Below are 13265 nucleotides of genomic sequence, written 5' to 3'. Positions count from 1 at the left end.
GTTCTGCGGCGAATCGGGGAACATTAGACCGCGCTGTGAACTCATCCGCCGTTGAGCGACGCCACTGCCGACAACGACTGTCCGTTTCGCTTCGCAGTCGGCCCCCGAAAAGGCACGATGGAGGCATGCTCGACGAACTGAACTCACAGGCCCGCTCGTTCTACGACGCAGGCGAGTTCACGCACGCGCTCGCCGACTACTCGGTCCTCCGCGAGATCCGATCCCGCCGCGAAGGGCCGTACTCGGTGAAGTACCTCGCCGCCCTCCACGACTGTGTGCGCTGCATGTCGCATCTGAGCCTGTGGTCGGACGCCGATCTGCTGTGCAGCGAACTGCACGCCAAGTACGTCAGAACGCACGGTCGCGGAGGCATCGACACCGTGGACGTCGCACGCCACTGGGCGTGGGCGATGGTTCACCTCGATCAAGCCGATCACGTCGCGGCGCTGTGCATGACCACCGCGGACGCGATGTGGGACACCGACCTGCTCGGTGCCGACCGTCTTCTCGGTGCAGCCGCCGCGCAGTCGGAACGATCGGTGGAACTCGCGGGCACCGGCCTCATCGACGGTGTCGCCCTCCGGCACGCCGCAGACCTGGTAGCCGGGCTGAACCGCTGGAATCAGAGGCTTCTCGACGCCCCTGCACGGACGTCGGTCACCGCAGACTCGCTGGCTCCCACCAGCTAAGCGTCGCGCTTCTTGGGAAGCGTGAGGAGGGTTGCGAGGCTGACCGCGATCAACATGACTGCGAGCACCCAGAGGATGGTCGAGAGAGTCGAGATCGCGGGCAGGACGATCATCGCGATACCTGCACCGATCGAGATCACAGCCGACAGGACAACAAGCCAGCGCGGGACGAGGAAGTTCGCCAGTCGCATCTCGAGGAGGTCCTGGAGTCCACCGAAGATCCAGCCGACACCGATGAAGATGCCGAGCAGCGTCAACGATTCGGCGGGGTTCAGAATGGACAGGACACCTGCGGCGAGCACGATCGCGCCGAACGCTCCGAGCACCACGCGCAGTACGAACGGCGCCTCCGTCGTCGCGAACGCGAGGAACAGTCGAAGGAGACCGGCGACGACAAGCGACGCACCGAAGAGTACCGCCACGACGGTGAGCGTCGCCGCGGGCCAGGCGAGCATCGCGATGCCGAGCGCGATGCCGACGACGGACGACGCGAGCAGGAACGAGCGCAGAGCGTTCACTGCATTGTCGGGGAGCGCGGGTGTTTCGGGGAGCACAGTCATGCGCCAAGGGTACTTGTGCTGAGCGAGCCCGCGAGACGAAGTGCTCGTGCTGAGCGAGCCCGCGAGACGAAGTGCTTGTGCTGAGCGAGCCCGCGAGACGAAGTGCTTGTGCTGAGCGAGCCCGCGAGACGAAGTGCTTGTGCTGAGCGAGCCCGCGAGACGAAGTGCTTGTGCTGAGCGAGGTGGGCACAAGTACTGTCGGAATGCATGTCGACGAAGTCCTATTTCATTCACGGGGAGTCGGGCCGGGTGGTCCCCACTCCGCTGGCCCTGAGTCTGTGGGGGCCGGACGCACTCAACGGACCAGCTGTATGCGGTCTCGCCGCGTACGCTGCGGAACGAGAGCACGGTCGCGAAGGCTGGTTGCCCGCCCGATTCACGCTGGAACTGTTCAAGTCGGCACGGCGAATCCCGACGAGTCTGCAGACCGAGATCCTTCGGGACGGCCGTCGGATCCGGGTCGTTCAGGTGAGTGTCCGTCAGCACGACGGGGACGACGACGAGGGCGTGTTGGTCGCCCAGGGCAACACCGTGTTTCTCAAACAGGGCGACAACCCTCCCGGCGCGCGCTGGTCGCGTCCGACGACCGACTACAACCTCCCGGAAACCGACCCGTCCGACTTCCACACGTGGTTCTACAACGACGAACTCGGGTGGAGCTCGGATATGTCGGCCTATCAGAACGGCGGACGGCGGCGCCTGTGGAGCCGTCCGGTGAACGTACTTCCCGACGTCGAGTTGACGCCGTTCCAGCGGGCCGCGATCTCAGCCGAGGGCACCAGTCTCTCGACGAACTGGGGCGAGGGCGGTATCGGCTTCATCAACGGCGACCTCACGCTCGCCTTGAGTCGGCTGCCGGTCGGCGATCGGCTCGGAGTGGAGTCCGACCATCACCTCGAGGACGCAGGTGTGTCGGCAGGCACCGCCACCCTGTTCGACGAGCACGGACCGTACGGCATCGGATTGGTGACCGCCGTCGACAACACCCGCGCGATGATCGACTTCACGAAAGTCTTGCCGTCGTCGGCGTACAAGGGCGACGGCCCGTTCACACCCGACGGTGAACGTCGCGGAGACGACCGGAACGTCTGACCCCGCGGCTATCGTTGACCGTATGCGCATCGGAGCCCACCTTCGCCAGGACGAGAACCCCGTCGCCACCGCCAACGAGCTCGGGATCGACATCTTCCAGATGTTCGTGACCGATCCGCAGAGCTGGAAGAAGCCGGAGATCCATCCCCACGCGGAGGAGATCCGAAACTCCCCGATCGACGTCGTGGTGCATTCGAGCTACCAGATCAACGTCGCGAGCCTGAACAATCGACTGCGCATGCCGTCGCGGAAGGCCGTCGAACAGCAGGCTGCCGCGGCGAAGGACCTCGGAGCGATCGGACTCGTCGTCCACGGCGGTCACCTGCGTGACGGTGAGGACGCTGCGGCGGGCTTCGAGAATTGGCGCAAGCTGTTCGAGCGGCAGGCGGACAAGGGCGGGTTCGGCGTCCCGATCCTGATCGAGAACACTGCGGGCGGGTCGCATGCGATGGCGCGCACCCTGGAGTCGATCGAACGTCTCTGGGATGCAGTCGGCGACTTCGACGAAGCGGGCTTCTGCCTCGACACGTGTCACGCCTGGGCCGGCGGAGAGGACCTCGTCGGCCTGGTCGAACGCATCAAGGCGATCACCGGACGCATCGACCTCATCCACCTGAACAATTCGCGCGACGAGTTCGACTCCGGCCGCGACCGGCACGCCAACATCGAGTCCGGTCACATCGACGCCGACGTGCTGCTCGAGCTGATGAAGACCGCCGGCGCACCGGGCGTCTTGGAGACGCCGTCCGAAGGCGTCGCAGCCGACCTCGAATACCTGCGGTCGCACTGACCTCTGAGGAACGAGACCGACGCTTGCAATTGTTAGCGCCGCCACACTCCCGACCGGTTGTTCCGCGCTGAGTCGAGGGCTATTCTGTCAATAGTTACCGGCAAGTAACATGTCCGGTCAGCCCCAGTACCTCACCGGTTAGGAAGAACCATGGGCCATTACAAGTCCAACCTCCGCGATCTCCACTTCAACCTCTTCGAGATGTACGAGCTCGACAAGGTCCTCGCGACGGGCGCCTTCGGCGACCTCGACCACGAGACGGCCGTCGACATGCTCCGTGAGGTGAAGACACTGTCGGAGGGTGTCATCGCCGACTCGTTCGTCGATGCCGACCGCAACCCGCCGGTCTTCGACCCGACCGATCACAGCGTGACCATTCCCGAGAGCTTCAAGAAGAGCTACAACGCTCTCATCGAGGCCGGCTGGGACAAGGTCGGCGTCGACGAGGAACTCGGCGGACTGCCCGCTCCGCGTTCGCTGTACTGGGCCATCGGCGAGATGATCCTCGGCGCCAACCCGCCAGTCTTCATGTACGCCGCGGGCTCGGGCTTCTCGAACATCTTCTACGACAACGGCACGGACGAGCAGAAGAAGTGGGCTGCGATCTGCTCCGAGCGCGGCTGGGGCGCCACGATGGTCCTCACCGAGCCCGACGCCGGCTCGGACGTGGGCGCGGGCACCACCAAGGCCACCCTGCAGGAAGACGGAACCTGGCACATCGAGGGTGTGAAGCGCTTCATCACCTCGGCCGACCAGGACATGACCGAGAACATCTTCCACCTGGTCCTCGCGCGCCCCGAAGGCGCCGGACCCGGCACCAAGGGCCTGTCGCTGTTCTTCGTTCCGAAGTTCCACTTCGATCACGAGACCGGCGAACTGCAGGACCGCAACGGTGCATTCGTCACCAACGTCGAGCACAAGATGGGCATCAAGGCCTCGGCCACGTGTGAGGTCAGCTTCGGCCTGCACGGCACCCCGGCCAAGGGCTGGCTCGTCGGCGAGGTCCATTCGGGCATAGCGCAGATGTTCGACGTCATCGAGCACGCACGCATGATGGTGGGCACCAAGGCCATCTCGACACTGTCGACCGGCTACCTGAACGCTCTCGAGTACGCCAAGGAGCGTGTCCAGGGCGCCGACCTGACCCAGATGATGGACAAGGCCGCACCGCGTGTCACCATCACCCACCACCCCGATGTCCGTCGTGCGCTGCTCACGCAGAAGTCGTACGCCGAGGGCCTGCGCGCCGTGTACCTGTACACCGCGTCGCACCAGGACCCGGAGGCCGCCGCGATCGTCTCCGGCGCGGATGCCGAGCTCGCACACAAGGTCAACGACCTTCTGCTCCCGATCGTCAAGGGTGTCGGCTCCGAGCGCGCTTACGAGAAGCTGACCGAGTCGCTGCAGACTCTCGGCGGCTCGGGCTTCCTGCAGGACTACCCGATCGAGCAGTACATCCGCGACTCGAAGATCGACTCGCTGTACGAGGGCACCACCGCCATCCAGGCGCAGGACTTCTTCTTCCGCAAGATCATCCGCGACAAGGGCCAGGCTCTCGCCCACGTCGCAGGCCAGATCCAGCAGTTCATCGACAACGGTGAGGGCTTCGACGACGAGCGCGCACTGCTCAAGACAGCCCTCGAGGACGTCCAGGGCATGGCCGCCAAGCTCACCGGCTGGCTGATGGCCGCCCAGGAAGACCCGAAGCAGTTGTACCTCGTCGGTACCGCATCGGTTCGCTTCCTCATGGCGGTCGGCGACCTGGTCATCGGCTGGCTCCTGCTCCGCCAGGCAGTCGTGGCCGCTGCAGCTCTCGCGAACGGCGCCTCGGGCGACGACGTCGCCTTCTACCAAGGCAAGATCGCCTCGGCGACCTTCTTCGCGAAGAACATGCTGCCGCAGCTCACCGCTGTGCGCCACATCGTCGAGAACAACGTCGACAACGACCTCATGGAGCTCGACGAAGCAGCTTTCTGATCAAGTCCTCACCAGCTTGATCTGAAGAAGAAGGACCCTGCCGACTCATGTCGGCAGGGTCCTCTGCATTCAGTCAGGTCGCGACGACCTCAAGCTCCGTCGCGACGCCGCGTCGGACTTCGACTGTGCGGTGCGCGATGTCGGCGGCGACCGTCCGGTCGTGCGTGACGAACACGTAGGCCGTGCCGTGCTCACGTTGCAGACGTGCCAGGATGTCGAGGACCGTCGCCTGCGACACCACGTCGAGTGCGGACACCGCTTCGTCGAGAACCACGATCGCCGGGCGAGCGGCGACCGCTCGAGCGATCGCCACGCGCTGACTCTGCCCTCCGGACAGCTCGTTCGGGTACCGATCGGCGAACCCGCGGCCGAGTCCGACGTCGTCGAGAGCCTCCCTCACCCGGACAGCGCGTTGATCCGAGGTGAGACCCAACGATGGATGCAACGATTCGGCGATGATCCGCCGCACGGTCCATCTCGGATCCAGTGCGGTGAACGGGTTCTGTGCGACGAGTTGCACGCGTCCTCGCGTGTCCACCGTGCCTGAATCAGGCGTAGTCAGACCGACGAGGACCCGAGCGAGCGTGGACTTCCCCGAACCAGACGGTCCGACGACGGCGACCGTCTCACCACGGTGCAACGTCAGGTCGACGGCGTCGAGAGCCGGCAGGCTGCCGAATCGCTTGGTGATCGACCTCGCCGTCAGCACCTCGTCTCGCGGTTCAGGTACCGGTGCGGGCCGCCGTCCTCCCGGGATCGCCGCGAGCAACGCTCTGCCCGCCGAACTCGACGGCGAGGACACGAGACGCTCCGACGTAGACGACTCGACCACGCGGCCGCCGTCGAGCACGACGACGCGGTCCGCACGACGTTCGACGACGGTCAGATCGTGCGTCACCAGCAGGAGTCCGGAGGTCCGTCCGACCTGAGACGTCAGGGTGTCGAGCACCTGATCAGCGACGTCGGCGTCGAGCGCACTCGTCGGTTCGTCGGCGACGATGAGGCCCGGCCGTCCCGCCAGCGCCATCGCGATCAGGACCCGCTGGCGCTGACCGCCGGACACCTCGTGGGGATACCGCTTCAGGAAGTCCGGAGACAGTCCCACCTCGGTCAGACGAGATTCCGCTTCGCGTTCGGAGTCCGCTGATCCGGAGTGCCGCAACGCCTCCCGGACCTGCGCCCCGATTCGCCGCACCGGGTTGAGAGAGCTTCCCGGGTCTTGCGGCACGTAGCCGATCCGCTGGCCTCTGACGGTCCGCCATCTCTTCGATCCGGGAGCGGGCAGATCAGTGTCTCCCAGGCGCAAACGCTGCGCAGTGACGTGCACGTCTTGTCGATGGAGACCGAGAACGGTCCGCGCGAGAGTCGATTTTCCGCTGCCCGACGCTCCCACGACGGCGACGGTCTCTCCCGGCTCCACGTGGAGATCGACTCCTTCGAGTACCGGCGTCCGACCGATCGTCACATCGAGTCCGGAGATCTCAAGCACGGGTCTCTCCGATCACACGCGACAGTCGGTAGGCAGCGAGAACAACCGCGGTGATGACCGCGGCGGGCGCGAGAGTGAGCCACCACGAGTCGGCGAGGAACGCGCGTCCGTCGGCCACCATCGCACCCCACTCGGGGGCCGGCGGAGGCGGCCCGAAACCGAGGAAGCCGAGGGCTGCCACCGCGAGCACCGCCTGACCGAACTCCACGGATGCGACGGCCGCGGTCGTCGGCCACAGGTGCGGCAGGACATGTCGGGTGATGACCGTGGGCCGTCGCCATCCGCTGACGGTCGCGGCTTCGACGAATGGCACTGACCGGAGCTGTTGGGTGCGGGCGCGGACCACCCTGGCGGCTCCCGCCACCCCGGCGATTCCGACCGCGACTCCCAACTCCAGAGTTCCGCCGCCGGTTGCCGCGATGACTGTCATCGACAGGAGCAGCGCGGGGACCGCGAGGAGGACGTCCACCAGTCGCATCCCGACCCTGTCCGTCCACCCGCCGACGTAGCCGGTGGTCACTCCGATGACAACACCACCTGCGACGGCGACCCCGACTGCGGCGAGAGCCGCCGTCAGCGACGCACCCGTTCCGTGAACGACTCGAGTGAGCACGTCGCGACCGAGTTGATCCGTGCCGAACGGGTGGGCGAACGACGGCGCCTGCAGCCGATCCGCGGGAGCCACTGCGAGCGGATCGCCACCGGTCAGGAGTCCTGGCGCGACGGCGGCGATCACCGCGAGCGCGAGTACCGCGGCAGCCACGGCGACGCTCGGCCTCGGCTTGCTCAGCCGTCGCGCCCACAGCGGCAGCCTGCGGTCTCGCAGCGCGACTCCGGCCACGCCCGTCATGACGTGCTCCGAGCACGCGGGTCGACGAGCGGACCCACGATGTCGACGACCGCCGTCACCACCACGAAGATCGCGGCCGACACCACAACCGTCGCGAGCATCACCGGTCCGTCGTGTGCAGCGACCGCCTGCTGCGTGAGACGCCCGAGCCCCGCACGTGAGAACACCGTCTCCACCACCACCGCACCGGCCAAAGCCGATCCGACGAGCACTCCGAGCGCCGACAGCGTCGGCAACGCCGCGGCGGGCGCCACGTGGCGCAGGTGGACGGTCAGGTCAGAAGCCCCGGTGGCCCGTGCGACGTCGACGAACGGTTGGGCGGCGGCCTCACGCATGCCGGAGGCCATGAGCTGCCCCAGATAGCCCGCGATCGGCACGGCGAGCGTCACGGCGGGCAGGATCGCCGACGCGGGAGTCCGGTCGCCGAATCCCGGGAGAACTCCGAGCCCGAACGCGAACACCTGGATCAGGACCAGTCCGACCGCGAACGTTGGCAACGACACCAGCACGGACGGGATCTGTCCGATCACCCGGGACGCGATCCCGTTCGGACGGTATGTCGCGGCGAACGCCAATCCGAATGCGACGACCGCGCCCAGCGCCAAGGCTGACACGGCCAGGACCGCCGTCGACGGGGGGGCGTCGAGCAGTGTCGTGGTGACGGGACGACCGGTCACCACCGACGTCCCCCAGTCACCGCGTACAAAATCACCGACGGCAGACAGATACTGCTGCCACAGCGGGCGGTCGAGCCCGTACTGCGCGCGGAGCGCGGCGAGCGTGGCTGGTGACGGCGGAGCTCCACCGGAGTCGGCGTCTGCGGCGAGGGAGACCGGATCGCCCGGCAGCACCCGCAACACGAGGAAGACGAGGGTGAAGACCGCCCATACGACTGCGACTCCAGCCGTAAGACGCGACCCGACGCGGCGTGCGAGTCTCCCGGTCATGAGTCCGTGTCTGGGTACTGCAGGCGCAGAACGCCGGACGCGTCGAAGCCGATCCCGCCGAATCCCGAAGCGACCGCTGCCACCTGCGACAGTTCGACAACCGGAATCGCGTATCCGGCTTCGATCAACCGGGTCTGCAGGGTGTCGACGAGACGCAGACGTTCCGCCCGGTCAGCGACACCCGCCTGTCGGGTCAGCAGCGGATCGATCTGCGGGTCGAAACCGCGACGCGAGTAGTTGGTTCCCTCGAAGCCGAGCCGCGAGCGGAGGATGTCCGGGTCGGCGCGCGTGACGTTGTAGTAGACCGCGTCGGAGTCGCCTGCCTTCCGTCGGGACAGGAAGTCGTCGTTCGACAACGCCGTGATCGTCAGGTCGATGCCAACCGATGCCAACTGGCGTTGGACGAGCTCGAGGACCGGCTTGTTGCCGTAGAACTCCGGCGAGTAGATGACGTCGAACGACAGCTTCTTCCCGTCCTTGGACCGTGTCCCTTCTCCGGACGACCGCCAGCCCGCGGCGTCGAGGAGCCGAGCGGACTCGGCACGGTCGAGCCTGATCGCGGGGTCGGCTCGGTACCCGGGGGTGGTGGACGCGAGGACGCTCGTCGCGGGCTTGAACGAGTCTCCGAGGACGGTGTCCACGAGTTCCTTCCGGTCCAATGCCGTGGTCACGGCACGACGGACGGCCGCATCGGCGAGAACACCGCGCGACACGTTCGACTGGAAGACATACGGGAGGCCCGGGTTGGGACGTGACGTCAGTGCGGCGCCGGACGCTTCGATCGCGCTTCGGTCCTGTGGCTGAGGATCGGCACTCGCGTCCAGTTGCCCGGACGTGACGCTTCCTGCGCGGACGCCGGACTCGGGCACCACGCTGAACTCGACCGTGCGGTAGCGCGCGTGGTCTGCGAGCCCGGTGTCCGGGGTCCACCGGTAGTCGTCTCGCCTGGTGAGCGTCGCCGATCGGTCCTGCTCCCACCCGCTGTAGGTGTAGGGCCCGCTGCCGATCACCGTGCTCGCCGTGCACCTGTCGTCGAACGACGCGGCGACCGTCGACGGCGCGAGGATCCCGAGCTGCGTTGTGGCGGCGGCCTGCAGGAACTGCACATTGGGCTCGGCGAATCGGACGATCGCGGTTCGCTCGTCCGGCGTGTCGGTCCGCTCGTAGCCGAGCAGGAAGCCAGACGCCTGCAGCGTTCGGGTGGATGTCGACTCGTCGGAGGTCAGCGCGTCGAAGTTCTTCTTGACCACATCCGACGTCAGCGGCGTCCCGTCGCTGAAGGTCACGTCGTCGCGGAGTGTGAACGTGAAACTCCGGCCGTCAGGCGATGCTGCGAACCGTTCCGCAAGCCACGGAGTGAGCTCACCGGTGTCCCGGTTCTGGTCGACGAGCGAGTCGACGACTTGGCGGGACACGTTGACGGTCTGGTTGGTGCTCGACTGCGCTGGATCGGCGCAGCTCGGTGCCGACGACAGTCCGTAGCGCAGGACGTCGGACTCCGCGTCGTCTCCCGCGCAAGCAGCGATCGGCAGGCCGGTCGCGACGGCGAGAGCGGCGACTGCCGCACGGGTGCTGTTCTTCATCGGGAAGTCTCTTCTCTGGAACCGTCGACGCCTGAGGCCTCGACTGTGGAATGCGAATCAGGAATCAGAGCATTGGCCGCGAGCGCGACGACCGCGCCGACCAGCAGGAACACCGCGGTCGAGGTCAGTCCGCCGTCGGCGTCGGACGCCGCGTACAAGGCTGCGGCGACTGCCGCGCCGAGAGCACCGCCGAGGTTGTGGAACGTCCAAGAGGCGCCGATCGCAAAACCCGCCTCACCGGTGGGGACCGCCGACAGCGCAGACAGCGTCGCGGGTGCCAGGATCAACGCCCACCCGAGGCCGAAGAACACGAAGCCGACGAGCAGAACGGCGAGTTGCGCCGAGAGCGCACCAGCGAGGAGCGCACCAGCCGACACCGCGAGCGAAGCGAATCCGAAGCGAAGCGGCCGGGACGGGCCACCGTGATCGACCCAGCGGCCCACACGCGGCGAGGCGAATGCCATGGTTCCACTGACGAGGAGCAACGACACTCCGATCAGCCGCTCACCGAGATCGTGGCGGTCGGCGAGGTACTGGGGCAGAACGAGGAGGGCAGACGTGTAGAACGCCGCCAGGAAGAAGTCCGACAGAAGCGCGGCTCGGAGTCTGGGATGAGCCAGCAGGTCGACACGCAGGAGCGGATCGGATGACCGTCGTTCCACCGCGACGAGCAGTGTCACCGCAGCCACCGCGACCACGCCCGATGTGATCACCGGGACACTCAGCCACCCGGAGCTTGCAGGCAGCGAGACGAACGCGACGGCCGCAGCAACCGCGACGGCGAGTGCCGCTTGACCGGGCACGTCGGTCCCGCGGTCCGACTCCGGTGCAGGCGACGGGACCGCACCGAGGATCAGACCGACGGCCACCAGCCCGAACGGGACGTTGATCCAGAAGACCGACGCCCACCCGAACGCGGGAACCAGAAGTCCGCCGAGGACCGGGCCGATCGCCAAGCCGACACCGTTGACCGCGTACAGCCAACCGACCGCGCGTCCACGCTCTCCCTCCGGGAACAACTGTTCCACCAGCGTGGACGTACCGGTGTAGAGCACCGCGCACGAGGCGCCCTGCACAAACCGTGCGACGATCAACCAGCCGATACCCGGAGCGAGCGCCGCACCGACCGACGCCAGGACGAACACGCCGAGCCCCGCCAGCAGCACGGTTCGGCGCCCCAGTTGGTCTCCGATTCGGCCTGCGGTCACCATGAACATCGCAAGAGCCGTCAGGAATCCGCTGAGCACGAGTTGGGAGACCGAGATCGACGTACCGAGCTCACGGGTGATGGCCGGCAGCGCCGTCGACACGATCGTCAGATCGATACAGCCGAGGAACGACGCCGTGGCCAGTCCGACGAAGCCCGCAGTCCGTCTGCCCGTTGTCACCCCGGTCTCGGTGATGCTCATCGCGCCGACTTCCGCTTCTTGAAACGAAGCGGCAGCCACGCGGCCCCCTCGGCGACGAACAGGTCACGTGTCGCCTGCATCGCAGTGGAGATCTGCTGTGGATACACCACGAAGTCGTATCCCTGTTCCGCCCACAACGGTTGGATGATCGGCACCTCCTCCAGGAGGTACGTGCGGCAGCCGTTCCGGATGCGTTCCTCGTCGGGGATGTCGTTCCCTCGTCGTGAGACGAATCGGTCGATCGTCGAATCGATCGCCGCCGCGTAGTCGGAGTTCGTCTCGTACGCGGTGCGCACCTCATCGAGGGCATGCGGATACGCGGGATCGCTGAGCGCGGTGTCCCATCGCAGGACGTCGACGTCGGCGGTCAGCAGATCCAACAGGGGGCGGTTGCGCGCGATCCACTGATCGCCCCTGCGACGCGAGAGTCGGTAGGCCTCCCCGGGCGGAACGTCCAGGTTGTGGCGCTGGAGCGTGTCTGCGACGGCGACGGTGACCCGCGAGAACCCGCTCCGGTTCAGAAGATCGACGGTCGCGCCGAACTTCTCGCCTTCGTGGTAGTCGGCGCCGACGCTGACCAGCAGGATCGTCGATCGACCCTCGTACTCGTAGTGCACGCCCTTCAGGTCTAACGCCGCCTTGTGCGACGTCGAGCCGACCGGCGCGGTGATGGCGAGTGTCATCAGCTCCACACCGCCAACGGCTGGTCCTGGCCTCGGACACCGACGAACAGACCGACAGTCACCCTCGGTCGATCGTGAGACGGCGCGACCGCGTGCACGCGGCGCGGATCGATGAAGATCGCCTCCCCGACTCCTGGTCGGACGACCAGTGCCGGATCGCCGACGGTGTCGCGGTCCACGCCCCACACCCGCTCACCCGAGAGCTCCCGATAGTCGTCCTCGGTCGGGTAGGCGTCCCAGATCTCCAGCTCTCCCCCGTTGTCCGGAACATCGAGGTAGACGTTCACCGACAACTGTCGTCGAATGTCCAGGTCGTCGTCTGGCAGGTTCCGCGCGATGTTGTCGGTATGCGGTTCCAGGTCGACACCCGCCTGCTGGTATCGCGCCACTCCTGCGAAGAACTTCTGGCTCTCCGAGGTGAGCAGTGTGGTCCCTGTCGGCCACGCCTCGTCGAGCAGGATTCGCACCGCGTCCGACGGGTACTGGTAGGGCGCGGCGATCTCCCGCAGATGGCTCCGATGTGTCGCCGCGTCGGCGAAGTACTGGCCCTGATCGGTCGGCGCGACCTCAGAGAAAGCGTGCCCGATACGGCGGAACTGCGGATCGGTGGCGAGCGGCCCGTGGTCATCGCGTCCGACGAAGCGTTCCCGGAGTCCGGCGAGGGCCTCCCCTGACACGAGTCCACGCACTCGGACGGCGTAGACGTCGCCCTTCAGCAGGCGCAGCAGGTGATCTGCTGAGAAATCGGCGACGGTGGTCGTCGCCACCCGGTTGTGTTCCTCGTCGGCGCCACTGGTGTGCGGCGCGCTCAGTGTGGTTGTCATCTGTGCCCCTCCCCTGTCCGGCTGCGACCGGACTCGAATCGTGTGTCGTCGCCCGCGTTGTGGTGCGGACGGCACATGCATCGATCACGAGCGGCTGCACCGGAACAGGTGACGGCCATGCAGACTCGAGCCCCGGCCTGCGGGGACGTCGAGATCGTTCATCGTCTCTGGCATTAGCACCTAGTGGGTGGTCCCACCGGTTGCTGCGGCGTCAAAGAGCCAGTCTCTCAGCCGCTCGTGATGAATTCTGTGCTGGTCAGAACGTAAGCGGCACAATCAATTGCGGCAATCGCACCGACGCGTGAACCGACGCGGATCCGCAGGTGAGGACCAATTAATCAGGGCGGGCCGAACGACACCGCGGCGTGCGGA

12 protein-coding genes and 1 riboswitch are annotated in these 13265 nt (G+C 66.7%); of the genes, 4 read left to right on the top strand and 8 right to left on the bottom strand.

Annotated features, from left to right (window positions below; translation table 11 throughout):
• The first annotated feature begins 125 nt into the window (after positions 1 to 125).
• Complete coding sequence (locus tag GM1_RS05485) at positions 126 to 689, top strand: hypothetical protein (protein WP_008377198.1); 564 nt, start codon at positions 126 to 128, stop codon at positions 687 to 689.
• On the opposite strand, the gene GM1_RS05480 is transcribed toward GM1_RS05485, so the two are convergent.
• A complete protein-coding gene (locus tag GM1_RS05480; protein WP_008377197.1) occupies positions 686 to 1249 on the bottom strand; it encodes an HdeD family acid-resistance protein in 564 nt (187 codons plus the stop codon). The genes GM1_RS05485 and GM1_RS05480 overlap by 4 nt on opposite strands.
• A gap of 207 nt (positions 1250 to 1456) precedes the next feature.
• On the opposite strand from GM1_RS05480, the gene GM1_RS05475 reads away from it, so the two are divergent.
• The 3 genes from GM1_RS05475 to GM1_RS05465 all read left to right on the top strand — a co-directional run bounded on the left by GM1_RS05475 (position 1457) and on the right by GM1_RS05465 (position 5108).
• Complete coding sequence (locus tag GM1_RS05475) at positions 1457 to 2341, top strand: acyl-CoA thioesterase domain-containing protein (RefSeq protein WP_008377195.1); 885 nt, start codon at positions 1457 to 1459, stop codon at positions 2339 to 2341.
• Positions 2342 to 2363: 22 nt separating this feature from the next.
• On the top strand, positions 2364 to 3131 hold the full coding sequence (locus GM1_RS05470; RefSeq protein WP_008377193.1) for a deoxyribonuclease IV: 768 nt from the start codon (positions 2364 to 2366) through the stop codon (positions 3129 to 3131).
• Positions 3132 to 3281: 150 nt separating this feature from the next.
• On the top strand, positions 3282 to 5108 hold the full coding sequence (locus GM1_RS05465; protein WP_008377191.1) for an acyl-CoA dehydrogenase: 1827 nt from the start codon (positions 3282 to 3284) through the stop codon (positions 5106 to 5108).
• Positions 5109 to 5181: 73 nt separating this feature from the next.
• On the opposite strand, the gene GM1_RS05460 is transcribed toward GM1_RS05465, so the two are convergent.
• Genes GM1_RS05460 through GM1_RS05430 form a run of 7 tightly spaced genes read right to left on the bottom strand, consistent with a single transcriptional unit; the run spans position 5182 to position 12893 of the window.
• The gene (locus GM1_RS05460; protein WP_008377190.1) at positions 5182 to 6597 is read right to left on the bottom strand and encodes an ATP-binding cassette domain-containing protein; all 1416 of its coding nucleotides are present in this window, start codon (positions 6595 to 6597) and stop codon (positions 5182 to 5184) included.
• Positions 6590 to 7447: an ABC transporter permease gene (locus GM1_RS05455; protein WP_008377188.1), complete on the bottom strand. Its 858-nt coding sequence runs from the start codon at positions 7445 to 7447 to the stop codon at positions 6590 to 6592. The genes GM1_RS05460 and GM1_RS05455 overlap by 8 nt, the downstream gene beginning before the upstream one ends.
• Positions 7444 to 8394: an ABC transporter permease gene (locus GM1_RS05450; protein ID WP_008377186.1), complete on the bottom strand. Its 951-nt coding sequence runs from the start codon at positions 8392 to 8394 to the stop codon at positions 7444 to 7446. The genes GM1_RS05455 and GM1_RS05450 overlap by 4 nt, the downstream gene beginning before the upstream one ends.
• Complete coding sequence (locus GM1_RS05445; RefSeq protein WP_008377185.1) at positions 8391 to 9977, bottom strand: ABC transporter substrate-binding protein; 1587 nt, start codon at positions 9975 to 9977, stop codon at positions 8391 to 8393. The genes GM1_RS05450 and GM1_RS05445 overlap by 4 nt, the downstream gene beginning before the upstream one ends.
• Positions 9974 to 11425 carry an MFS transporter gene (locus GM1_RS05440; RefSeq protein ID WP_223291306.1) on the bottom strand — a complete coding sequence of 484 codons (1452 nt, stop codon included), beginning with the start codon at positions 11423 to 11425 and terminating at the stop codon, positions 9974 to 9976. Before GM1_RS05440 ends, GM1_RS05445 begins: the two co-directional genes overlap by 4 nt.
• Complete coding sequence (locus GM1_RS05435; RefSeq protein ID WP_008377182.1) at positions 11383 to 12069, bottom strand: tRNA-dependent cyclodipeptide synthase; 687 nt, start codon at positions 12067 to 12069, stop codon at positions 11383 to 11385. The genes GM1_RS05440 and GM1_RS05435 overlap by 43 nt, the downstream gene beginning before the upstream one ends.
• Positions 12069 to 12893 carry a 2OG-Fe(II) oxygenase gene (locus GM1_RS05430; RefSeq protein WP_008377179.1) on the bottom strand — a complete coding sequence of 275 codons (825 nt, stop codon included), beginning with the start codon at positions 12891 to 12893 and terminating at the stop codon, positions 12069 to 12071. The genes GM1_RS05435 and GM1_RS05430 overlap by 1 nt, the downstream gene beginning before the upstream one ends.
• Before the next feature lie 155 nt (positions 12894 to 13048).
• A riboswitch (SAM riboswitch) is annotated at positions 13049 to 13140 on the bottom strand.
• Between the last annotated feature and the right edge of the window lie 125 nt (positions 13141 to 13265).

The sequence above is a fragment of the Gordonia malaquae NBRC 108250 genome (genome assembly GCF_000344135.1).
Taxonomy (GTDB): domain Bacteria; phylum Actinomycetota; class Actinomycetes; order Mycobacteriales; family Mycobacteriaceae; genus Gordonia; species Gordonia malaquae.
The sequence above is the reverse complement of the archived record's forward strand: the minus strand, read 5'-3'. Positions and strand labels throughout refer to the sequence as shown.

Coding starts and splice junctions, on each gene's coding strand:
- GM1_RS05485 (WP_008377198.1), top strand. CDS start 126: ATGCTCGACGAACTGAACTCACAGGCCCGCTCGTTCTACGACGCAGGC.
- GM1_RS05480 (WP_008377197.1), bottom strand. CDS start 1,249: ATGACTGTGCTCCCCGAAACACCCGCGCTCCCCGACAATGCAGTGAAC.
- GM1_RS05475 (WP_008377195.1), top strand. CDS start 1,457: ATGTCGACGAAGTCCTATTTCATTCACGGGGAGTCGGGCCGGGTGGTC.
- GM1_RS05470 (WP_008377193.1), top strand. CDS start 2,364: ATGCGCATCGGAGCCCACCTTCGCCAGGACGAGAACCCCGTCGCCACC.
- GM1_RS05465 (WP_008377191.1), top strand. CDS start 3,282: ATGGGCCATTACAAGTCCAACCTCCGCGATCTCCACTTCAACCTCTTC.
- GM1_RS05455 (WP_008377188.1), bottom strand. CDS start 7,447: ATGACGGGCGTGGCCGGAGTCGCGCTGCGAGACCGCAGGCTGCCGCTG.
- GM1_RS05450 (WP_008377186.1), bottom strand. CDS start 8,394: ATGACCGGGAGACTCGCACGCCGCGTCGGGTCGCGTCTTACGGCTGGA.
- GM1_RS05445 (WP_008377185.1), bottom strand. CDS start 9,977: ATGAAGAACAGCACCCGTGCGGCAGTCGCCGCTCTCGCCGTCGCGACC.
- GM1_RS05435 (WP_008377182.1), bottom strand. CDS start 12,069: ATGACACTCGCCATCACCGCGCCGGTCGGCTCGACGTCGCACAAGGCG.
- GM1_RS05430 (WP_008377179.1), bottom strand. CDS start 12,893: ATGACAACCACACTGAGCGCGCCGCACACCAGTGGCGCCGACGAGGAA.